Annotated in this window: 17 protein-coding genes; 9 read left to right on the forward strand and 8 right to left on the reverse strand. The window is 71.6% G+C overall.

Annotated features, from left to right (window positions below; genetic code table 11):
• The first annotated feature begins 102 nt into the window (after nt 1–102).
• Both KBX34_RS23455 and KBX34_RS23460 read left to right on the forward strand, forming a co-directional pair.
• On the forward strand, nt 103–759 hold the full coding sequence (locus tag KBX34_RS23455) for a response regulator transcription factor (protein ID WP_099851951.1): 657 nt from the start codon (nt 103–105) through the stop codon (nt 757–759).
• A 9-nt stretch (nt 760–768) separates the two neighbouring features.
• Nucleotides 769–2,205: a HAMP domain-containing sensor histidine kinase gene (locus KBX34_RS23460; RefSeq protein WP_210926949.1), complete on the forward strand. Its 1,437-nt coding sequence runs from the start codon at nt 769–771 to the stop codon at nt 2,203–2,205.
• 9 nt (nt 2,206–2,214) lie between these two features.
• Here the strand turns inward: KBX34_RS23460 and KBX34_RS23465 are convergent, their stop codons facing one another.
• The 4 genes from KBX34_RS23465 to KBX34_RS23480 all read right to left on the reverse strand — a co-directional run bounded on the left by KBX34_RS23465 (nt 2,215) and on the right by KBX34_RS23480 (nt 6,564).
• Nucleotides 2,215–3,186, reverse strand: a complete 972-nt coding sequence (locus KBX34_RS23465; RefSeq protein WP_210926951.1) for a TAXI family TRAP transporter solute-binding subunit — start codon at nt 3,184–3,186, stop codon at nt 2,215–2,217.
• Nucleotides 3,187–3,257: 71 nt separating this feature from the next.
• Entirely contained in the window at nt 3,258–3,968 is a 711-nt protein-coding gene (locus tag KBX34_RS23470; protein ID WP_099851956.1) for a hypothetical protein, read from the reverse strand.
• A 107-nt stretch (nt 3,969–4,075) separates the two neighbouring features.
• Entirely contained in the window at nt 4,076–4,873 is a 798-nt protein-coding gene (gene yaaA / locus KBX34_RS23475) for a peroxide stress protein YaaA (RefSeq protein ID WP_210793664.1), read from the reverse strand.
• A gap of 65 nt (nt 4,874–4,938) precedes the next feature.
• Nucleotides 4,939–6,564: a glycosyltransferase family 39 protein gene (locus KBX34_RS23480; RefSeq protein ID WP_210926952.1), complete on the reverse strand. Its 1,626-nt coding sequence runs from the start codon at nt 6,562–6,564 to the stop codon at nt 4,939–4,941.
• Nucleotides 6,565–6,680: 116 nt separating this feature from the next.
• Between KBX34_RS23480 and KBX34_RS23485 the strand changes: the two genes are divergently transcribed.
• Together KBX34_RS23485 and KBX34_RS23490 are read left to right on the forward strand one after the other, a co-directional pair.
• Nucleotides 6,681–7,721 carry an App1 family protein gene (locus KBX34_RS23485; protein ID WP_088951600.1) on the forward strand — a complete coding sequence of 347 codons (1,041 nt, stop codon included), beginning with the start codon at nt 6,681–6,683 and terminating at the stop codon, nt 7,719–7,721.
• Nucleotides 7,722–7,785: 64 nt separating this feature from the next.
• Nucleotides 7,786–9,792, forward strand: coding sequence for a family 10 glycosylhydrolase (locus KBX34_RS23490; RefSeq protein ID WP_247672143.1), 2,007 nt, complete (start codon nt 7,786–7,788; stop codon nt 9,790–9,792).
• 124 nt (nt 9,793–9,916) lie between these two features.
• On the opposite strand, the gene glgB is transcribed toward KBX34_RS23490, so the two are convergent.
• Together glgB and KBX34_RS23500 are read right to left on the reverse strand one after the other, a co-directional pair.
• Nucleotides 9,917–12,019, reverse strand: a complete 2,103-nt coding sequence (gene glgB, locus KBX34_RS23495; protein ID WP_210793670.1) for a 1,4-alpha-glucan branching protein GlgB — start codon at nt 12,017–12,019, stop codon at nt 9,917–9,919.
• Complete coding sequence (locus KBX34_RS23500; RefSeq protein WP_210926954.1) at nt 12,007–14,247, reverse strand: alpha-1,4-glucan--maltose-1-phosphate maltosyltransferase; 2,241 nt, start codon at nt 14,245–14,247, stop codon at nt 12,007–12,009. The genes glgB and KBX34_RS23500 overlap by 13 nt, the downstream gene beginning before the upstream one ends.
• A gap of 209 nt (nt 14,248–14,456) precedes the next feature.
• Between KBX34_RS23500 and KBX34_RS23505 the strand changes: the two genes are divergently transcribed.
• The 3 genes from KBX34_RS23505 to KBX34_RS23515 all read left to right on the forward strand — a co-directional run bounded on the left by KBX34_RS23505 (nt 14,457) and on the right by KBX34_RS23515 (nt 16,300).
• Nucleotides 14,457–15,401, forward strand: coding sequence for an inositol-3-phosphate synthase (locus KBX34_RS23505; RefSeq protein ID WP_210926956.1), 945 nt, complete (start codon nt 14,457–14,459; stop codon nt 15,399–15,401).
• A gap of 105 nt (nt 15,402–15,506) precedes the next feature.
• Nucleotides 15,507–15,905 (forward strand): fluoride efflux transporter CrcB, encoded by a 399-nt coding sequence (gene crcB, locus KBX34_RS23510; protein ID WP_210926958.1) that lies wholly within the window; start codon nt 15,507–15,509, stop codon nt 15,903–15,905.
• Nucleotides 15,905–16,300 (forward strand): CrcB family protein, encoded by a 396-nt coding sequence (locus tag KBX34_RS23515; RefSeq protein WP_210793673.1) that lies wholly within the window; start codon nt 15,905–15,907, stop codon nt 16,298–16,300. The genes crcB and KBX34_RS23515 overlap by 1 nt, the downstream gene beginning before the upstream one ends.
• Nucleotides 16,301–16,325: 25 nt before the next feature.
• Here the strand turns inward: KBX34_RS23515 and glgA are convergent, their stop codons facing one another.
• Complete coding sequence (gene glgA, locus KBX34_RS23520; protein WP_247672144.1) at nt 16,326–17,537, reverse strand: glycogen synthase; 1,212 nt, start codon at nt 17,535–17,537, stop codon at nt 16,326–16,328.
• Between the two features lie 72 nt (nt 17,538–17,609).
• On the opposite strand from glgA, the gene glgC reads away from it, so the two are divergent.
• The gene (glgC, locus tag KBX34_RS23525; protein ID WP_124823459.1) at nt 17,610–18,842 is read left to right on the forward strand and encodes a glucose-1-phosphate adenylyltransferase; all 1,233 of its coding nucleotides are present in this window, start codon (nt 17,610–17,612) and stop codon (nt 18,840–18,842) included.
• A gap of 31 nt (nt 18,843–18,873) precedes the next feature.
• Complete coding sequence (pgm, locus tag KBX34_RS23530) at nt 18,874–20,514, forward strand: phosphoglucomutase (alpha-D-glucose-1,6-bisphosphate-dependent) (RefSeq protein ID WP_210926960.1); 1,641 nt, start codon at nt 18,874–18,876, stop codon at nt 20,512–20,514.
• Nucleotides 20,515–20,607: 93 nt separating this feature from the next.
• On the opposite strand, the gene KBX34_RS23535 is transcribed toward pgm, so the two are convergent.
• The gene (locus KBX34_RS23535; protein WP_247672151.1) at nt 20,608–21,519 is read right to left on the reverse strand and encodes an NAD(+)/NADH kinase; all 912 of its coding nucleotides are present in this window, start codon (nt 21,517–21,519) and stop codon (nt 20,608–20,610) included.
• Between the last annotated feature and the right edge of the window lie 56 nt (nt 21,520–21,575).

Consider the following 21,575-nt stretch of genomic DNA (forward strand, 5'->3'; position numbering starts at 1 on the left):
CTGACACACACCCTGGCTGGCACTTCGCGGTATCCGACCTCCCGTTCCGCGCACGCTTCTGCCACCATTCGCAGAACGGCGCTGCGACGGACGGGGGCACGGGTGCGAATCCTGCTGGTGGAGGACGACCGTCGGGTCGCCGCTGCGCTCTCCTCCGCCCTGACGCGCCGCGGATACGAGGTCGAGCACGCGGGCACCGTCGCCGCCGCCCTCTCCGCCGCCCCGTGCGACCTGGTGCTGCTCGACCTGACCCTGCCCGACGGGGACGGCACCGACCTGTGCCGGGAGCTGCGCCGGCGCAGCAGCCAGCTCGGCATCATCGCGGTGACCGCGCGGGGCGAGGAACGCGATCGGGTGCTGGGTCTGCGCCTCGGCGCGGACGACTATGTCGTCAAGCCGTTCTCGATGGTGGAGTTGCAGGCACGGATCGAGGCGGTGCTGCGCCGGGCCGCGAACGCCGCGCCGCAGCGGCACCTCATCGAGGCCGGGTCGGTGCGCATCGACGTGCCCGCCCGAACGGTGACCGTGGACGGCCGCGACGTCACGTTGACCCGCAAGGAGTTCGACGTGCTGCTCTCGCTGGCCCGCCAGCCCGGGGTGGCGGTGCCGCGCGATCGCATCCTGCTCGACGCCTGGGGCACCACCTGGGCTGACCGGCACACGGTCGAGGTGCACGTGGGGTCGTTGCGCGGCAAGCTCGGTGATGCCCGTCTGGTGGAGACCGTGCGCGGTGTCGGCTACCGACTGCGCGACGCGTGAGGGGCTGACGTGCGCCGCCGTCTGGTGATCAGCTATCTGCTGCTGATGGTGCTGGTCCTCATCGCGTTGGAGACACCGCTGGCCGCGACGATGGCCAGCCGCGAGACGGAGCGGGTCCGCGCCGACCGGCTCGCCGACGCCACCCGGTTCGCCTCGCTGGCCGGGCCGGCGTTACGCGACGGCGGGCCGGGCCCGATCGAGTCGGAGCTGACCAGTTACGACAACCTGTACGCGATCGGCGCCGCGATCGTCGACCGGGACCGCAGCACGCCGGTCTCGTCGCCGAGGTACCGGCCCGGCCCGGTGACGGCGACGGTCCTGGACATCGCCCTGTCCGGGCAGCAGACCAGCGCGCCCGAGTCGGTCTGGCCCTGGACGACCGACCCGGTGGCGGTGGCGGTGCCGATCAACGACGGCGGTGAGGTGCTCGGCGCGGTGGTGATCGTGACCCCGTCCGGCCCGATCCGCCGAGCTGTCACCTCGTGGTGGCTGCTGCTCGCCCTGGCTGGTCTGCTCGTCGTGCTGGCCTGCGTTCTCACCGCATTCGGGTTGGCCGGTTGGGTGCTGCGCCCGGTCACCGAGCTGGACGCGGTCACCCACGAGATCGCCGAGGGCGACCGGGGCGCCCGGGTGCAGCACCGCCTGGGCCCGCCGGAGCTACGCCGTCTCGCGGCCAGCTTCAACCACATGGCCGACGTGGTCTCCGACGTGATGGACCGGCAGCGTGCCTTCGTCGCGCACGCCAGCCACCAGCTGCGCAACCCGCTCACCGCGCTGCGGTTGCGGGTGGAGGAGTTGGGCCCCAGCCTCACCGACCCGGACGGCCGGTCCGAGCACCAGTTGGCACTGGAGGAGACCGACCGGCTGGCGTTGGTGCTCGACGCGCTGCTCACCCTCGCCCGGGCCGAACGGGAGGAGAACGAGCGGGTCACCGTGGACGCCGCCGCGGTGGCCGCGTCCCGCGTTACCGCGTGGGCGCCGCTGGCCCGGCACCGTTCGGTCGCGTTGCGGTTGGCCACCACCGACGCCCCGGCGTACGCCCGGACGGTGCCGACGGCCGTCGACCAGGCGCTGGACGCGCTGATCGACAACGCGGTGAAGTTCAGCGGGGCTGGCGGGGCGGTGACGGTGACGGTGGCCCGTCGCGACGGCGGGGTGGCCCTGGAGGTGCGCGACTCCGGCCCGGGCATGACCGAGAGTCAGCTCGGCCAGGCGACCGAGCGGTTCTGGCGGGCCCCGGACGCGCAGAACGTGGACGGTGCGGGGCTGGGCCTGACCATCGCCGCGGTGTTGGTGGACGCGTCCGACGGGCGGCTCACCATGCGCCCGGGGGAGTCGCGCGGGTTGGTCGCCGCCCTGTGGTTCCCGGCGCCGGAATCCGACCCGTCGGTGGAGCCTGCGGACGAGGAGGTGCTCGCCGACCTGCGGCCCGCCCCGGCGCGGTGACGCCTGCCGTCAGGGTTTGGCCGCGCGGTACCAGGCGGCGGCCCCCGGGTGCAGCGGCAGCGGCGCGGTGACGATCGCCGAGCGAGGGCTCATCCGGCCCGCCGCCGGGTGCGCGGCGGCCAGTTCGGCCCGGCGCTCCATCAACAGCCTGGTCACCTCCCGAACCAACCGCTCCGGCAGGTTGGCCTGCACGATCAGGTAGTTCGGGTTGGCCACCGTGGTCACCGCGTCCACCCCGTACACCGAAAGGGGGATGTCCCGGGAGACGTAGACCTGCCCGTAGCGGGAGCGCAGCGGCTCGGTCCATTCGCTGAGGTCGACGATCCGGGTGGCGCTACGCCAGGCCAGCTCCTCGATGCCCCGCACCGGCAACCCGCCGGAGAAGAAGAACGCGTCGATCCGCCCGGACCGCAGTGCCGCCACTGATTCGTCCAGCCCGAGCCGTTCCCTGCGCACCTCGTCACCACCCAGGCGGGCGACCTCCAGCAGCCGGGTCGCGGTGATCTCGGTGCCCGAGCCGGACGCGCCCACGGAGACTCGGCGGCCCCGCAGGTCGGCGACCGTGCGGACCGGGCCGCCGCCGGTGGTGACCAGGTGCAGTTGGTCGTCGTACACCCGGGCGATGGCCTCGACCGCGGGGCTCTCCGCCGTGCTGGTGGGCAGCACGTCGGCCTGGGTGAAACCCAGCTCGGCCGCGCCGGACCCGACCAGTTGGACGTTCTCCGCCGAGGCGGCGGTGATCACCACGCTGGCCCGCACGTTGGGCAGTTCCCGGTTGAGGATGGCCGCCAGGGACTGCCCGAACGCGTAGTAGACGGCGGTGGGGCTGCCGGTGGCGATCCGGATCGTCGTCGGCGCGGTCGGCGCGTCCCGGCAGCCGGCGGCGGCCAGGGTCGCGGTCAGCAGCACCGTCAACAGGGCAGCGGGCCCCGCGCGGTGGAGGCCGGGCCGGCGGGACGAGGTACGACTCACGCGGTGCACTGTGCGCCGTCGCCCGGGCGCGCGCAAGCCCTCTGCCGTGCCGCGCCGGGTGGGTGTGGCCGGAACCTCGATCAGCAGGCCGGGCTGCGTGTCGGCGTCACGACCCCGCTCCGCGTCGCCACCGCCCCGCGCGCCGGTTCCAACGCCGCGCTGCTCAGGATCCGCGCCCGGTCCGGGCCGTCGGCGACGCTGACCAGGAAGCAACCGGTGCCGGGGCGCAGCCGGGCCGGCACGTCGAGCACGGCAGCGCTGCGGATCAGCACCGCGGCCAGCTCCCGGTCGGTGAGCCGCACGCCGAGGATGTGCCGGCGGACGTGCCGCCCGGCGGCCAGCAGCGCCGAGCGCCAGGCTGCCGCCGCGAGCCGGCTCACCAACCGCCGGCGCGCCGGCGAGGCACCGGGCAGCGGCCCGCCGAGCAGCTCACGCCGCCCCTGCCACCAGCCCGCGTCCAACACCCGGGTGTACGCCTCCCGGTGCTCCTGCGGCACCCAGAGCCGGTGCAGCTCGTAGCGGCGGCGCAGACCGCCCACGACGACCTCGTGGGTGACCGGGATGTCCAGCCGGGCGAGCAGTTGCCGGGTGCGCTGTGCGGCGTCCTCCCGGTTGAACTCCACCCCGGGCGCGTGCGCCAGGCGTGCCGCGCCCGGCCGGGCCGCGGTCGGCGGCGGTGTGCAGCGCAGCAGGCAGGCAGCCTCGAACGCGTCGCCCAGGGTCAGCCAGTCCAACGGAGAGGACGGCGCCGGGGACCGGGGTCGGTCGAGCAGGGCGGGTTCGAGGGTCAACGAAGGCTCCCTTGCCGGAGTCTGGGTTCCCCTACCGTGGTCCCTGCGTCGCCGTTACGGAACTCCTCCGGCCCAGCCTTGAGCAAATCTTGCGGCTGCCGGAACTGCTAGAGGTCGGTGACCACCAGGTCGACCTGTCGTACCCGGCCGGGCGCGGTGGTCTGCTCCACGACGGTGTGCTTCAACTCGCCCAGCGTGCCGACCAGCTCGTCGGCGGTGCGCGGTCGTGCGCCGGCGACGAGCAGGTCGCGGACCAGCCGGCCCTTTGTCGCCTTGTTGAAGTGGCTTACCACCGACCGGACCGGTACGCCGTCCACCTCCCGCTCGTGCAGCACCCGCACGGTGACGGTCCGCTCGGCCAGCGGCCCGCGCGGCGTCCAGGTGGCCGCGTACGCGCCGGAGCGCAGGTCCAGCACCGGGCCCTTACCGGCGGCGGCGTCCAGCACCGGCGTCAGCTCCCGACGCCAGTACGCGGACAACGCCCCGACGCCCGGCAGGCGAGCGCCGATGGGGCAGCGGTACGGGGGGATCCGGTCGGCCAGCCGGACCGCGCCCCACAGCCCGGAACTGATCATGATCGACCGGCGGGCCGCCCGCTGCGCCGCAACCGGCAGCGAGGCCAGGTCCAACGCCTCGTAGAGCACCCCGGTGTAGAGCCGCTCGGCGGGCGCGGTGGCTGCCTCCCGCAGCCGGGCGTTGCGCCGCAGCTCGCCCCGCTGGCCTTCGCTGAGCCCGAGCGCCGCCCGCGCGGCCTCCTCGTCCGGCCCGGCGCAGAGCGCCACCAGGGCGTCCAGCACCCGCTCACGGGCCGGGTTCAGCTCGGGCAGCGAGACCCGGTCCGGGGCCCAGCGCCGCCCGGTGCCGGCGTCGGCCTTCCCCTCCGAGGGCGGCAGCAGGATGAGCATGGTTCTCCTCGACGGGCGCAACGGCGGCGCCCCACGCGCCGGCCCGGCCAGCGTACGACCCGTCGCTACCGCCAGGGTCGTACCGGGGTGTCGGGGTGGTACACGCGATAGCCGCCGACCTCGCGCACGAGTGCGGTGTCGGCACGGTCGGCGAGCAGCCGGCGCAGCCGCCGATCCATCGGCGAGTCGACCTCCACCACGTACCCCGGTCGTTCGGCCCGCCCGACCTGCCGCCAGTACGGCCGGTAGCGGTTCTGCCCGGGGGACAGGTCGCCGTCGAGCACCCCGCAGACCACCGTCTCATCCGTGTTGAAGATCAACCGGTTGCAGGTCCAGTAGTCCCCGTACACCTCGTGGGGTCCGTCAGCGCGCAGCGCGGCGGCCAACTCCCGGGCCCCGCGCTCCTCGGTCCGCGAGGTGCCGGTGCCGGCGGCCGCGAAGAGCACGGTGATCACCACCGTGGTCGCGGTCAGCGCGGCCAGCACCGCTGTGGACAGCGCGCCGGTGAGCCGGCCGAGCGCCCCGACCGTGCCCCGCCAGCAGGCCACCGCCGCCACCCACAGCGGCCAGAGCACCGCCGGCAGCGACAGTTGCAGCACCGACAGGTACCGGGCGTTGTCCAGCGGGCTGGTCGCGGCGAGCGGGCTGCGCACGTACGACAGCAGGGTCAACGCGGCACCGGCGACCAGCGCGAGCTGCACGACCGGCCCGACCCGCTCCCCGCGCGGCGCCGCAGCCGCGCGACGGTACGCGAGCACCGCGAGCACCGCGCCGACCACCAGCAGCACCGGATACAAGACGCCGAACCACTGTTGCCACCGGCCGCAGCCGCCCACCGGGCAGAGCCCGTGCGCCAGCGGCACCCCCTCCAGCAGGCCGCCCCGGATCCGGTCCGACCACGGCGGCGCCGGCCCGGCCTTGGTGCTGACCTCGCGGAACACCGACAGCGAGTCCTCACCGGGCCCGGCCCGCAGGTTGTCGAGAATCATCGGCGCCACCCCGACGACGGCCCCCGCCACCAGCAGCAGGCCGGACCAGCCGAGCAGTTCCCGCCGCACCGCCCACACCAGGGCCAGCCCGGCCACCGCCAAGTACGGCAGGATCAGCCAGTCCGACCAGACGGCCAACCCGACGAGCAGGCCGAACACCGCGACCGCGAGCCGTCGGCGGCGAAACGTGCCGGCGGCCAACCCCACGGTGATCAGCAGCATCAGCAGCACCGCCGGCTTCACCTCGGGCCGGCCACCGACCACCGTGATCTGGTCGCGCACCACCCGCTCCCCGCCGAGCGCGAGCAGGCCCACGACGAAGGTGGCGAACCAGGGTGTGCACAGCCGACGGGTCAGCCGGTGGATCAGGTAGAGGAACAGCGCGTACAGCGCGAGCATCGGCAGCCGCAGCACCGGCCAGCTCGGCCCGGCCACCGCCAGCAGGGGAGCGGCCAGGTACGACTCCAGCATCCCCATGTAGTGCTGGCCGTAGAGGAAGACCGGGCGTTCCCGGCCCTGCCCGATGTGTAGCGCGGCGAGACCGAAGGTTGCCTCGTCGCTGTTCGACACCGGCACCGTGAACAGGGTCAGGACCAGCCGATAGACGACACCGGCCAGCCCGAACAGCAGCGCGACGAGCGCCGGCCGGTCGAGTCGCGGGCGCCATCGCCCACGGTGCTGCTCCAGATCTGACACGACCACGCCCCCGTCGCCGTCCGGACGGAGTGTTTCACGTTCGGCGGGGTCGCCGGGGTGGATCGGCGCAGCCGGGGACGGCTCACGTGGCCGTGGCTGACGACGTGTGGCAGGGTTGGCGGGTGCCACCCACTCCCGCCGGCCAGTTGGCCGTTCCGAACCTGCACCGAGCTGCGCGGATCGAGGACGCCGTCCACGAGCTCGTCCAGCGTCGGCTGCGGCGCACAGGGTGGCGGGTCAACATCGTCGCGTACACCGGCTATGGCGCGCCGGGCTGGGTGCGGGTGATGTGCCGGGTCCTGCTGGGCCGTCCGGACACCCGCCAGCGGGGTCGGCTGGACAAGGTCCGCGGCTGGCGCAGCTTCACCACGCTGCCCAACAAGCACGTCACAGTGACCATCGAGGCTGGCGGGGTGCGGCACGAGACGCAAGCCGACCGCAGCGGGTTCGTCGACACCCTGGTCGAGGCCGACCTGCCACCCGGCTGGGGCACCGTCCGGCTCAGCGTGCCGGACGCCGAGCCGGTCGACGCGCCGGTGCGCATCCTCGACCCGGAGGTCAAGTTCGGCATCATCTCCGACATCGACGACACGGTGATGGTGACGGCGCTGCCCCGACCGCTGCTCGCCGCGTGGAACACGTTCGTGCTCGATGAGCACGCCCGTAACGCCGTGCCCGGCATGGCCGTGCTCTACGAGCGGCTCGTCACCGGACACCCCGGCGCCCCGGTCTTCTACCTCTCCACGGGCGCGTGGAACGTGGCACCGACGCTGACCCGGTTCCTGTCCCGGCACCTCTACCCGGCCGGGCCGCTGCTGTTGACCGACTGGGGGCCGACCGCCGACCGGTGGTTCCGCAGCGGGCGGGAGCACAAGCGGGTCACCCTGGCCCGGATGGCCAAGGAGTTTCCCGACGTGAAGTGGCTGCTGGTCGGCGACGACGGGCAGCACGACCAGGAGATCTACCGCGAGTTCGCCGCCGCCCACCCGGAGAACGTCGCCGCGGTGGCGATCCGTCGGCTCTCGCCGACCCAGTCGGTGCTGGCCGGTAGCCTGCCCGCCCCGGCCGGCTCGTCGTCGGCGGGACCGGTGGGGCAGAAGTGGCTCTCCGCACCCGACGGCGCGGGGCTGTGGAAGCTGTTGCGCGACGCCGGGCTGGTCTGACCGTCCGACGTCGCCGTCCTGAAGGTTACTTGCACAACAGTCGGGCAACGTTGAAAATCCTTTCATGCCCAGAGACTGCTATCGATATTTTCCAGGCCTGGCACTGGTAGCGGCGCTGATGCTCGGCGCAGCAGCTGCCCCCGCCACCCCGCCGGACATCGTGCCGGTGGCCGCCCAGGCGGCCTGCGTGACCGATCCGGCCACCCCGAAGCGGCAGTTCCGGGGCATGTGGATGGCCAGCGTGGCCAACATCGACTGGCCCAGCCGCACCGGGCTCACCCCCGCCGCTCAGCAGTCGGAGTACCGGGGTTGGCTCGACCTGGCCAAGCAGCGTCGGATGAACGCCGTCGTCGTGCAGATCCGCCCCGCCGCCGACGCGTTCTGGCCGTCGACGTACGAGCCGTGGTCGCAGTGGCTCACCGGAACCCAGGGCGGCAACCCCGGCTACGACCCGCTGGCCTTCATGGTGGCCGAGGCGCACGCCCGCAACCTGGAGTTCCACGCCTGGTTCAACCCGTACCGGGTCGCGACCCACACCGACCTCACCAAACTGGCAGCCAACCACCCGGCCCGCAGGAACCCGGGCTGGGCCGTCGCCTACAACGGTCAGCTCTACTACAACCCCGGCATCCCCGCCGTCCGGGCCTTCGTGCAGACCGCCATGATGGACGCCGTCAGCCGCTACGACATCGACGCGGTGCACTGGGACGACTACTTCTACCCGTACCCGGGCAGCGGTGGGGGTTTCCCCGACCAGGCCACGTACGCCCAGTACGGTGCCGGCTTCAGCACCGTCGCCGACTGGCGGCGCAACAACGTCAACCTGCTGGTGCAGGAGATGAGTGCCAGGATCCGTGCGGCGAAGCCGTGGGTGAAGCTCGGCGTTAGCCCGTTCGGCATCTGGCGCAACGCCGGCACCGACCCGCTCGGCTCGCGCACCACAGGCCTCCAGTCGTACGACGCCATCTACGCCGACACCCGACGCTGGGTGAAGCAGGGCTGGATCGACTACATCGCCCCGCAGATCTACTGGCAGATCGGCCACCCCGCAGCCGACTACGCGGAACTGGTCCGCTGGTGGTCGGAGACCGTCACCGGCACCAACGTGCAGTTGCTCGTCGGGCAGGCCACCTACCGCGCCGGGGCATCGGGGCAGGACGCCGCCTGGCAGGACCCGACCGAACTGACCGACCACCTGACCCTCAACCGCACCTACCCCCGGATCCTCGGCGACATCCACTTCAGCGCCAAGGACGTACGCGCCGACCGCATCGGCGCCGTCTCCCGGGTGGCGACCGACCACTACCGCAGGCCCGCCCTGGCACCGGCCGGCGTGGGTGGCTCAGCGCCCTCCGCGCCGAACCTCACCTCGGCGGTACGCGGCACCGGCGGTGTGACAGTGAACTGGCAGCGTGGCGGCACCGGAAGCACCGCCGAGTACGCCGTGTACCGACTCCCCGGTGACGGCGCGGTCGACCCCTGCGACCTGGCCGACGCCCGCAACCTGCTCGGCACGGTGCGCGCGTCTGGGAGCACCGGCACGTTCATCGACGCCACCGCCGCGGCAGGCTCGACCTACCGGTACCTGGTGACCGCCCTGGACCGGCTGCACCACGAGAGCCCGGCCAGCAACGCGCGGGTCGTCACCGGTAGCGGCGGCACGTTCAGCGTGATCGTGGACAACACCACCACTGGTGGCTTCACCGCCGCCACCACCTGGGGCACGTCGTCGTACCTCACCACGCGGTACGGCACGAACTACCGATTCGCCGAGCCGCAGGCGGTCAGCGACCCGGCCTGGTTCAGCGCGACGCTGCCCGCCGCCGGTTCGTACCGGGTCGAGGTCTGGTACCCGGCGGACCCCGGCTACAACAGCGCCACGCCGCACCTGGTGGCCAGCGCGAACGGAACCGTGACGGCCTCCGTCGACCAGCGCAGCGGCGGCGGGCAGTGGCGGGTGCTGGGCACCTACGACTTCGCCGCGGGGACACGCCAGGTCGTCGGGGTCAGCCGCTGGACCAGCACCCAGGGGTACGTCGTAGCCGACGCTGTCCGTATCACCCGGCTCTGAGCCGCGCCGTTCCCCCGGGGCGTCTCGACGTTTCGGGGGAACGGCGTATTGCCCACCCCGGGCCATCGCCGACCTGAACGAGCACCTGAAGCACTGGCGGAGCAGCCAGTCGAGGTGACCCTGCTCAGCCCTGGCGGAGCCAGACGGCACCGAGCGGCGGGACCTGGAGGGCGGCCGAGGCGACCATCCCGTGCCACGGCACGTCCTCGGCGCGTACCTCGCCCAGGTTGCCCACCCCGGACCCGCCGTAGTGGTGCGCGTCGGTGTTGAGCACCTCCTGCCACGTCCCGCCGGCCGGCAACCCGATCCGGTAGTCGTGCAGCGGCTGGGCGGAGAAGTTCGCCACGCAGACCAGGGTCGAGCCGTCCGGGGCTATCCGGACGAACGACACGGTGTTGTTGGCGACGTCGTCGCCGGCGATCCAGCGGAACCCGGACGGCTCGGTGTCCTGTGCCCAGAGCGCCGGAGTGTCCCGGTAGACGCGGTTGAGGTCAGCGACGAGGCGCTGCACACCGGCGCGGGCCGGGTCGTGCAGCAGGTACCAGTCGAGGCCGCGCTCCTCGCTCCACTCCCTGTCGTCGGCCAGCTCCGAGCCCATGAAGAGCAGCTGCTTGCCCGGGTGCGCCCACATGTACGCCAACAGCGCCCGCACGTTCGCCAGCCGCTGCCAGGTGTCGCCGGGCATCTTGCCGGCCAGCGAGCCCTTGCCGTGCACCACCTCGTCGTGGCTGATCGGCAGCACGTAGTTCTCGCTCCAGGCGTACGCCAGGGAGAAGGTGAGCTGGTGGTGATGGTGCTGGCGGTAGATCGGATCCTTTGAGGTGTAGAGCAGGGTGTCGTGCATCCAGCCCATGTTCCACTTGAACCCGAAGCCCAGCCCGCCCTCGGCCGTGGAGCTGGTGACACCCGGCCAGGCGGTGGACTCCTCGGCGATCATGACGACCCCGGGGTGGTGCTTGTAGACGGTCGCGTTCACCTCCTGCATGAGCGCGAGGGCCTCCAGGTTCTCCCGGCCGCCGTACTTGTTGGGGGCCCACTCGCCGTGATTGCGGGAGTAGTCCAGGTAGAGCATCGAGGCGACGGCGTCCACCCGCAGCCCGTCGACGTGGAACTGGTCGCACCAGTAGAGCGCGTTGGCGACCAGGAAGTTGCGCACCTCGTTGCGGCCGAAGTCGAAGACGTACGTACCCCAGTCGGGGTGTTCGCCGCGGCGCGGATCGGGGTGCTCGTAGAGCGGGGTGCCGTCGAAGCGGCCGAGAGCCCACTCGTCCTTGGGGAAGTGCGCGGGCACCCAGTCCAGGATCACGCCGATGCCCGCGGCGTGCAGCCGGTCGACCAGGTGCCGGAACTCGTCCGGGTCACCGAAGCGGGACGTCGGCGCGTAGTAGCCGGTGACCTGGTAACCCCAGGAACCGCCGAACGGGTGCTCCATCACCGGCAGGAACTCCACATGCGTGAAGCCCAACTCGGTGACGTACGCGGTGAGCTGGTCGGCCAGCTCGCGGTAGCTCAGCCCGGGTCGCCACGAACCGAGGTGCACCTCGTAGACGCTCATCGGCTCCTGGTGCGGCTGCCGCTCGGCCCGTCGGGCCAGCCAGTCCGCGTCGTTCCACCGGTACGTCGAGTGGTGCACCACCGAGGCGGTGGCCGGGGGCACCTCCGCGTACGCGGCCAGGGGGTCGGCCTTGTCCCGCCACTGCCCGTCGGCGCCCAGCACCCGGTACTTGTAGCGGGCTCCGACCCGGGCGTTGGGGACGAACAGTTCCCACACGCCGCTGGAGCCGAGCGAGCGCATCGGCCAACCGTCGTCGGGCCCCCAGCCGGTGAAGTCGCCGACCACCCGGACCCCGCCGGCGTTGGGCGCCCACACGCTGAACGCCACGCCCTCGTCGAAGACCCGTGCGCCCAGGGCGTCCCACAGTCGCTCGTGCCGGCCCTCGCCGATCAGGTGCAGATCCAGCTCGCCGAGCGTCGGCGGATAGCGGTACGGGTCGTCGTGCGCGGTGCCGTCGACCTCCACCCGGTAGTCGAGCACAGTGCCCTCGACCTGGGTCTCGAAGACGCCCACGTCGTGCACCCGCTTCATCGGGTGTCGCTCGTCGCCGACGAGCAGCACCACGTCGCCGGCGCCCCGGCGCATCGTGCGGATCGTCGTCGAGGAGTCGGCGGGGTGCGCGCCGAGCAGCGCGTGCGGGTCGTGCGTCGCGCCGGAGATCAGCTGGTCCATCGGGCGTCCTTCGGGGCGGCGTCGGTCGGTGCGGAGGCGGGCGGTCGGGTCGCCGATCGGCGCGGCGGGGTCGGTACCGGGCCCGACCGGCGGGGCGGAGTGGGAACGGGAGCTGTCGGCGCGGGAGGTGTCGGTGCAGGAGGTGTCGGCGCGGGAGGTGTCGGTGCGGGAGTTGTCGGCGCGGGAGCTGTCGGCGCGGTGCCGCCGGAGAGGTCGTCCGGCACCTCGGCGACGGTGAGGTCCGCCGGCTCGGCGCCCACCGGCTGCGGCTCGGTCGGCGGGGCCGGCCGACGCACGGTCAGCACGTGAGCCGGTTGCAGGTACGGGTCGAGTCGCACCGCGTTGCGTTGACCCCAGTCGTAGCTGGTGCCGGTCAGCTCGTCGTGCACTGTGAACCGCTCGTGCCAGTCGAAGCCCAGCGCCGGCATGTCGAGGGTGGTGTTGCCCCACTGCACCTCGCGCGAGTCGAACGAGCAGATCACGATGACCGTGTTGCCGGTCTCCGGGTCGTGCTTCGACCAGCAGAGCAACGCCGGGTTGTCAATCTCGTGGAAGCGCAGGTTGCGGAGCTGGTGCAGGGCCGGGTTGTCACGGCGTACCCGGTTGAGGGCGGTGAGGAAGGGCGCCAGCGAGCGGCCCTGCGCCTCGGCGCCGGCCCAGTCCCGTGGGCGCAGCTCGTACTTCTCGTTGTCCAGGTATTCCTCGGCGCCCGGCCGGGCCACGTGCTCGAACAGCTCGAAACCGGCGTACATGCCCCAGGACGGGGAGAGCAGCGCGGCCAGCACCGCCCGGATCTTGAACATCGGCGGGCCGCCGTGCTGCAACGACTCGTGCAGGATGTCCGGCGTGTTCGGCCAGAAGTTCGGCCGCATGTGGTCGGCCGACTCGATCAGCTCCTCGCAGTACTCCCGCATCTCGGCGGCCGTCGTGCGCCAGGTGAAATAGGTGTACGACTGCGTGAAGCCGATCTTGCCGAGGCCGTGCATGATGGCCGGCCGGGTGAACGCCTCGGCCAGGAACAGCACGTCCGGGTCGACAGTCTTCACCTCGGCGATCAACCAGTGCCAGAAGTCGAACGGCTTGGTGTGCGGGTTGTCCACCCGGAAGATCCGGATGCCCTCGCCGACCCAGTGCAGCACGACCCGCAGCACCTCGGCCCGGATGCCCTCCGGGTCGTTGTCGAAGTTGACCGGGTAGATGTCCTGGTATTTCTTCGGCGGGTTCTCCGCGTACGCGATGCTGCCGTCGGCCCGGGTGGTGAACCACTCCGGGTTCTCGGTGACCCACGGGTGGTCCGGCGCGCACTGCAACGCCAGGTCCATGGCGACCTCCAGGCCCTGCGCCGCCGCCGCCTCGATGAAGGCGCGGAAGTCCGCGGGCGTACCCAGGTCGGGGTGGATGGTGTCGTGGCCGCCCTCGGCGGCGCCGATCGCCCACGGTGAGCCCACGTCGGTCGGCCCGGCGGTGAGCGCGTTGTTGCGGCCCTTGCGGTTGACCCGGCCGATCGGGTGGATCGGCGGCAGGTAGAGCACGTCGAAGCCCATCGCGGCCACGCCCGGCAGCCGGTCGGTGGCGGTGGCGAAGGTGCCGGAGCGGCCACCCACCGCCCCCTCGGAGCGGGGGAAGAACTCATACCAGGCCGAGTAGAGCGCCCGCTTGCGGTCAACCCAGATGGTGTACGTGTCACCGGCGGTCACCAACTCCCGCACCGGGTGCTCCCAGAGCAGGTCGGCCAGCGCCAGCGCCGGGTCGACCCGCTGCGGCAGCGGCAGGTCGGTCTCGACCAGCGCGGTGAGGGCATCGGCGACCCGGGGCCGGTCGGCGGTCGGGACGAGGTCCCGGGCGGCGGCGAGCACACGAGCGCCCTCGGCCAGGTCGTTGGCCATGTCCTCCGGCCCCTGCCCGGCGGCGATCTTCTTGGTCACCGCGTTCTGCCAGGTCAGGTATGGGTCCTGAAACGCCTCGACGGAGAAGGTCCAGGAGCCGACGGCGTCCGGTCGGATCGTGGCGTGCCAGCGGTCCTGGCCGGGCTCGCCGGGGCGCATCCGGGTGAACGGCCGGGCTTCGCCGTCCGGACCTGTCCAGACCACGTTGCAGCCGAGCGCGTCGTGCCCCTCCCGGTAGGCGCGGGCCGACACCGGGATCGGCTCGTCGACCACCGCCTTGGCCGGGTATCGCCCGCACGAGACGACGGGGGAGACGTCTTCGATCGGGAACCGTCCAGTCACCCCGCCAACCTACTGCGCGAGATCCGTTCGCGCGCGGCCAAGCACGCCTGTCCCTCCCTGCCCTCGGGGTCGCGCGTCGCGATCCGCGCGCTCGGGTCAAGATCCGCGCACTTTCAGCGAAACTGCTGCCTCAACGCTTGCTGACACAGCAGTTTCCCCGAAGTTGTCCGGATCTTTCCGGCGTGGGTGACGTGACGTAGCCTCCGGCCATGATCAAGCGGGTGAAAGTCGCGGTAGTGGGTGTCGGCAACAACACCTCGGCGCTGGTGCAGGGAATCGCGCTCCACCGCCACAACGGCACTCTGGTGGGCGTCCGCAGGCCGACCGTCGACGGGCTCGCAGTCGGCGACATCGAGTTCGTCGCGGCCTTCGCCACCTCCCCGGAGAAGATCGGGAGGGACCTGACCGAGGCGATCTTCCTGCCGCCCAACAATTTCCCCCGGCTCGACTGCGACCTGCCCGAGGCAGGTGTCCCCGTCACCGAGGGGCTTGTCGACGCGACCGGGGTGGACCGGGTGGCGGCGGCGCTGGCCGGGGCGGAGGTGCTGCTCTACTCGGCGCCGAGCGGCCGACCGGAGATCGCCCGGGCGTACGCCGAGGCGGCGTGCAGCGCGGGCGTCGCCTTCATCAACACCACCGCCGACCCGATCGCCCGCGATCCGCAGGTGATGAGCAGGTTCGAGGCGGCCGGTCTGCCGCTGCTCGGAGACGACCTCGCCAGCCAGTTCGGCACCTCGGTGGTGCACAACGCGCTGCTGCGGCTGCTCCAGGAGCGGGGCCTCACGCTGGTCAGCTCCTACCAGGTCAATCTGGGCGGCACCGAGGACTTCCGCAACCTGGTCGAGAACCCCAACACCAAGAAGCAGTCCAAGCTCAACGCCTTGCCGGACGCCGACAAGGTCGAAATGGCTCCGCTCGGGTACCTGCCGCACCTGCGGTCACAGAAGGTGGCGCACCTCAACATCGAGGCGCAGGGCTGGGGCGAAACGGTGGTGAGCCTCGACGTGAAACTGAAGGTGGACGACCCCAGTGGCGCCGCCGGGGTCAACATCGACCTCATCCGCATCGCAGCCAGCGCGCTCCGCAACGGGCACGGTGGTCATCCCGCTCAGGCGACGTCCCTGCTCAAGTCTCCGCCCGGAACGGCGATCTGACCGGCGTCGAACGGCGTCGGGACGACCAGGCGGGGGTGTCGACCGTACGAGTGAGGGCTGCCCAGCCCGGGCGTCGATGGAGGACGACGGTGAGTGAATGGGCGAATGGCAATCCTCGCGATCGTCGTCGGCGGTGGCATCGGCGCCACCCTGCGGTACCTGCTGGGGCTCGGCCTCGCGCCGTCCACGCCACCTGACTTCCCCTGGGTCACCTTCGTGATCAACATGGTGGGCGCCTTCGCTCTCGGCGCCGTGATGACGCTGCTCGCGGCACACCGGCTGCCGGGCCCGTGGGGCAAGCCGTTTCTGTCGACCGGACTCATCGGCGGGTTCACGACCTGGTCGCACTTCATCGTCGAGGCTGACCAACTGATCGGGGCGCGGCGCAGTGGGATCGGCATCGTCTACCTCGTGGTGTCCATCGTCGGTGGGGTGATCGCGGCGGCGCTCGGCGCCCGTCTGGCCGAACTGCGGGTGGGGCACCCGGCGGGAAGGGGTGCGTGATGTGGGTAGGCATCGGAGTGTTCCTGGCCGGCGGGCTGGGTGCGCTGTCCCGGGCCGGGGTGGACGCGCTGGTGAAGCCGTGGTGGAGCGCGCGGGCCACCGGGCCCAGCAAGGCCTTCCCGGCGAGCACCTTCCTGATCAATGTCTCCGGTGCCTTCGTGCTCGGCATCGTCACCGGCTACGCGGTGAAACACACCGCCGCCGGCGCACAGGACTTCGCCACGATCGTCGGCGTCGGCTTCCTCGGCGCGTACACCACCTTCTCCACCGAGGAATGGCACTCCCTGGGACTGCTGCGCAAGAACGCCGCCGTCGAGGCCTTCAACGTGCTCGGCAGTCTCTGCGCCAGCCTCGTGGTGGCCGCGCTGGGCCTGTGGCTGGGCAGCTTGCTCTAGGCGGCCGGTCCAGCGTCGTTCTCCGTCAGGTCCCCTTCACCACCAGCGAGCGGTAGATGTCGAGTGTCTGCCGGGCGATGGCGTCCCAGGAGAAGTGCTCCACGGCGCGCCGCCGACCGGCCTGACCGAACCGGGCGGTACGCGCCGGGTCGGCGAGCAGCGTGTTGATCGCCGACGCCAGGTCGGCGACGAACTTCTCCGGCTCCAACGGGGTCCCCGACCCGTCGGTGACCTGCTCGATCGGCACCAGCAGGCCCGTCTCGCCGTCGGACACGACCTCGGGAATGCCACCCGTCGCGGTCGCCACCACCGCCGTCTCGCAGGCCATCGCCTCCAGATTGACGATGCCCATCGGCTCGTAGATCGACGGGCAGGCGAAGACGGTGGCGTGCGTGAGCACCTGGATCACCTCCGGCTTGGGCAGCATCTCCGCCACCCAGACCACGCCGGAGCGGTTGGCCCGCAACTCGGCGACCAACTCCTCCACCTCGGCGGCGATCTCGGCCGTGTCCGGCGCGCCGGCGAGGAGCACGAGCTGGGTGTCCGCCGGCAGCTCCCGGGCGGCCCGCAGCAGGTAGGGCAGCCCCTTCTGCCGGGTGATCCTGCCCACGTAGACCACGCTGGGTCGGGACGGGTCGACACCGAGCCGGTCCAGCACGTCGGTGCCGGAGTCCGGGGCGTACTGGATGGTGTCGATGCCGTTGTAGACCACCCGGACCCGGGGCGGGTCGATCTGCGGGTAGGCAGTCAGGACGTCGTTGCGCATCCCCCCACTGACCGCGATCACGGCGTCGGCGGCCTCCATGGCGGTGCGCTCGATCCAGGACGAGAGCGCGTAACCGCCGCCGAGCTGCTCGGCCTTCCACGGCCGCAGCGGCTCCAGGCTGTGCGCGGTCACCACGTGCGGCACCCCGTGCAGCAGCTTCGCGGTGTGGCCGGCCATGTTCGCGTACCAGGTGTGGCTGTGCACCACGTCGGTGCCGGCCGCGCCGGCGGCCATCTCCAGATCCACGCCCATCGTGCGCAGCGCGGCGTTCGCGCCGGTCAGGCCGGGCGGTTCGGCGTACGCGGTGACGCCCGGCTCGCTGCGCGGCAGACCGAAGCAGTGCACGCGGACGTCGGTGAGGCGGCGCAACTCCCGGGCCAGGTACTCGACGTGCACCCCGGCGCCGCCATAGACCTCCGGCGGGTACTCGCGGGTGAGCAGATCGACGCGCAGCGGGGTGGGTTCCGTCATGACCCCGCACCCTAGTGCAGAAGACTCCCCGTACGAGTGGTGAAGTGGGGCGAGGGTGGATAGCGTCGGGGCATGGCTGCCAAGGTGCTCGCGATCGTCCTGGCGGGTGGTGAGGGCAAGCGCCTGATGCCACTCACCACGGATCGGGCCAAGCCGGCCGTCCCGTTCGGCGGGATGTACCGCATGGTCGACTTCGTCCTCTCCAACCTGGCCAACGCCGGCTATCTCAAGATCGTCGTGCTGACCCAGTACAAGTCCCACTCCCTCGACCGACACATCACCAAGACCTGGCGGATGTCCACGCTGCTCGGCAACTACGTCACACCGGTGCCCGCGCAGCAGCGCCGCGGCCCGTGGTGGTTCGCCGGCTCGGCCGACGCCATCTACCAGAGCTTCAACCTCATCAACGACGAGCAGCCTGACTACGTGATCGTCTTCGGCGCCGACCACATCTACCGGATGGACCCCCGGCAGATGGTCGAGGACCACATCGCCTCCGGCGCCGCGGTGACCGTCGCCGGCATCCGCCAGCCGCTGTCGATGGCCGACCAGTTCGGTGTCATCGAGGTCGGCGAGGACGGCAAGCGGATCCGGGCGTTCCGCGAGAAGCCCACCGACGCGGTGGGTCTGCCCGACGCACCGGACGAGATCTACGCCTCGATGGGCAACTACGTCTTCACCACCCGGGCGCTCTGCGAGGCGGTCGAGCGCGACGCCGAAGACAAGACCAGCAAGCACGACATGGGCGGCAGCATCATCCCGATGCTCGTCGAGCGGGGCGAGGCCAACGTCTACGACTTCCGCGACAACGAGGTGCCGGGCAGCACCGACCGCGACCGCGGCTACTGGCGCGACGTGGGGACGCTCGACTCGTTCTACGACGCCCACATGGATCTGATCAACGTGCACCCCGTGTTCAACATGTACAACTTCGACTGGCCGATCTACACCGAGCAGCCGCCGTGGCCGCCGGCGAAATTCGTCCACCAGTGGGGTGAGCGGGTCGGCCGGGCGGTCGGCTCGATGGTCTCCCCGGGCGTGGTGATCTCCGGTTCGCTGGTGGAAAACTCGATCGTCTCGCCGAAGGTGCGGGTGCACTCGTGGGCGCACGTCGAGGGCTCGGTGCTGATGGAGGGTGTGGAGATCGGCCGGCACGCGGTGGTCCGGCGGGCGATCCTGGACAAGAACGTGTTCGTCCCGGAGGGCGCAGAGATCGGCGTCGACCTGGAGAAGGACCGGCAGCGCTACACCGTCTCCGACAACGGCATCGTGGTGATCGGCAAGGGCCAGAAGGTCGAGCCGTGACCGACCCGTACTCCCCGAGGAGGATCCCGCAGTGACCCACCCCCGTGCCGGCCAGCCCGCCGAGCCCGCCGACCTGGTCGACGTGCCGCGCCTGGTGACCGCCTACTACGCCGAGCATCCGGATCCCACGGACCCGGCGCAACAGGTCTCCTTCGGCACCTCCGGGCACCGCGGCTCCAGCCTGCGCAACGCGTTCAACTCCGACCACATCCTCGCGGTCACCCAGGCGCTCTGCGACTACCGGCGGGAGCAGGGCCTGGACGGGCCGCTCTTCCTCGCCCGCGACACCCACGCGCTCTCCGCGCCGGCCGCGGTGGACGCCCTGGAGGTGCTCGCCGCCAACGCGGTCACCGTGCTGGTGGACAGCCGCGACGGCTACACCCCCACGCCGGCGCTGTCGCACGCGATCCTCACCCACAACCGGGGCCGCACCAGCGGGCTCGCCGACGGCATCGTCATCACCCCGTCGCACAACCCGCCCGACGACGGCGGTTTCAAGTACAACCCCACCAACGGCGGACCGGCCGACACCGACGTCACCAGGTGGATCCAGGACCGGGCCAACGCCATCCTCGCCGCCGGGCTCAAGGAGGTCCGCCGGATCACCTACGCGCGTGCTCGGGCCGCCGACACCACCGGGGAGTACGACTTCCTCGCCCACTACGTCGACGACCTGCCCTCGGCGATCGACATCGACGCCATCCGCGATGCCGGGATCCGGATCGGCGCGGACCCACTGGGCGGGGCCAGCGTGGCGTACTGGGGTGAGATCGCCGAGCGGCACCGCCTGGACCTGACCGTGGTCAACCCGACGGTCGACCCGACCTGGCGGTTCATGACCCTGGACGGCGACGGCAAGATCCGGATGGACTGCTCCTCGCCCAACGCGATGGCGTCGCTGATCGCGGCCCGCGCCGACTACCAGATCTCCACCGGCAACGACGCGGACGCCGACCGGCACGGCATCGTCACCCCGGACGCCGGGCTGATGAACCCCAACCACTACCTGGCGGTGGCGATCGGTCACCTGTTCCGTACCCGTACCGAATGGGGTCCGGACGCCGCGGTGGGCAAGACGCTGGTCTCCTCGTCGATGATCGACCGGGTCGCCGCGGACCTGGGTCGGCCGCTGCTGGAGGTGCCGGTCGGCTTCAAGTGGTTCGTGCCCGGCCTGCTCGACGGCGCGGTCGGCTTCGGCGGTGAGGAGAGCGCGGGGGCGTCGTTCCTGCGCCGAGACGGTTCCACCTGGACCACCGACAAGGACGGCCTGCTGCTCTGCCTGCTCGCCTCCGAGATCCTGGCCACCACCGGGCGCAGCCCCAGCGAGCACTGGGCGGAGCTGGCCGAGAGGTTCGGCGCGCCCTCGTACGCCCGGATCGACGCCCCGGCCACCCGGGAGCAGAAGGCCGTGCTCGGCAAGCTCTCGCCCGACCAGGTCACCGCCACCGAGCTTGCCGGCGAGCCGATCACCGCGACGCTGACCACCGCCCCCGGCAACAACGCCCCGATCGGCGGCCTCAAGGTCAGCACGAAGTCCGGCTGGTTCGCCGCGCGCCCGTCCGGCACCGAGGACGTCTACAAGATCTACGCCGAGTCCTTCCAGGGCCCCGACCACCTCAAGAAGATCCAGGAAGAAGCCAAAGCCCTGGTAGACCAAGCCCTAACCGCCTAACCCCTTTACCCAGTTGATCAAGAGGTTTGCGTCACGTCGGGCGGCGTGTCATGGCGCAAACCTCTTGATCACCCGGGTAAGGGGTGGGGTGGGTTAGCAGGGTGGGGGGATTTCTTGTTGGCTGCGTCGGCGTAGTTCCTCGGGGAGCAGCTCGCGGAGCTGTTCGGGGAGGAACGGCAGGTCGAGCAAGGTCATCTTCAACTGGTTGCGTTCCTGGTAGCGCAGCGGGTCGAAACGGACCACCAGGCCGGCGTTGCGGCGGTACGTGATGTCCACAGCCCCATCCGTCGCTGCGTCGCGGAACACCAGCCCGTCCATCTCCACCACCACCGGCGACGAGTCGGGTCGGATCTCCAGCCGGATCTTTTCGTCCGCCGAGAGCACCACCGACCGGGAAATGCCGGCCATCGGCGCCGACGGCGTGATCACCACCGAGTCGGCGGCGGGGGAGATCAGTGGACCACCGGCGGCGTAGCTGTAGGCCGTCGAGCCGACCGGGGTGCTGACCACCACGGCGTCACTGCGGTAGTAGCCGTACTGCTGACCGTCGATGGCGAGGGTGACGCTGACGAAGCCGGACCCGGGCTGGCGCACCAGCGCGATGTCGTTGAACGCCACGACGTCGTCCCCGCACACGTCGCACGCCAGGCAGGCGTGCGACTCGATGGTGAAGTCCTTCGACAGCAGCCGGCTCAGCGCGTCGGGCAACTCCGGCGGCTCGATCTCGACGAGAAACCCCAGATGCCCCAGGTGTACGCCGAGCACCGGCTTCGGGTCGCGGATGGCGGAGCGCAGCGCACCCAGCATGGTGCCGTCGCCGCCGACGCTGATCAACGCGTCGGCCCGGGCGGCGACCTCGTCCGCCGGCACCGGTTCGACGCAGGACGGCACCCGGTGCCGGTCCTCCTCGCGCACGATCAGCGTCTTGCGGTGGCGCGTCGCCCACCGTTCGATGATCCCGACCACCTCGGTGACATCCCGGGTGGGGTGCAGCACAAGTCCCAGCCCCGACACCCGTACAGCTCATCACATCGGTGGCGAGCGCACCCGGCGTACACCGA

Source organism: Micromonospora sp. M61 (assembly GCF_018070245.1).
In the GTDB taxonomy this organism is placed as follows: Bacteria; Actinomycetota; Actinomycetes; order Mycobacteriales; family Micromonosporaceae; genus Micromonospora; species Micromonospora zamorensis.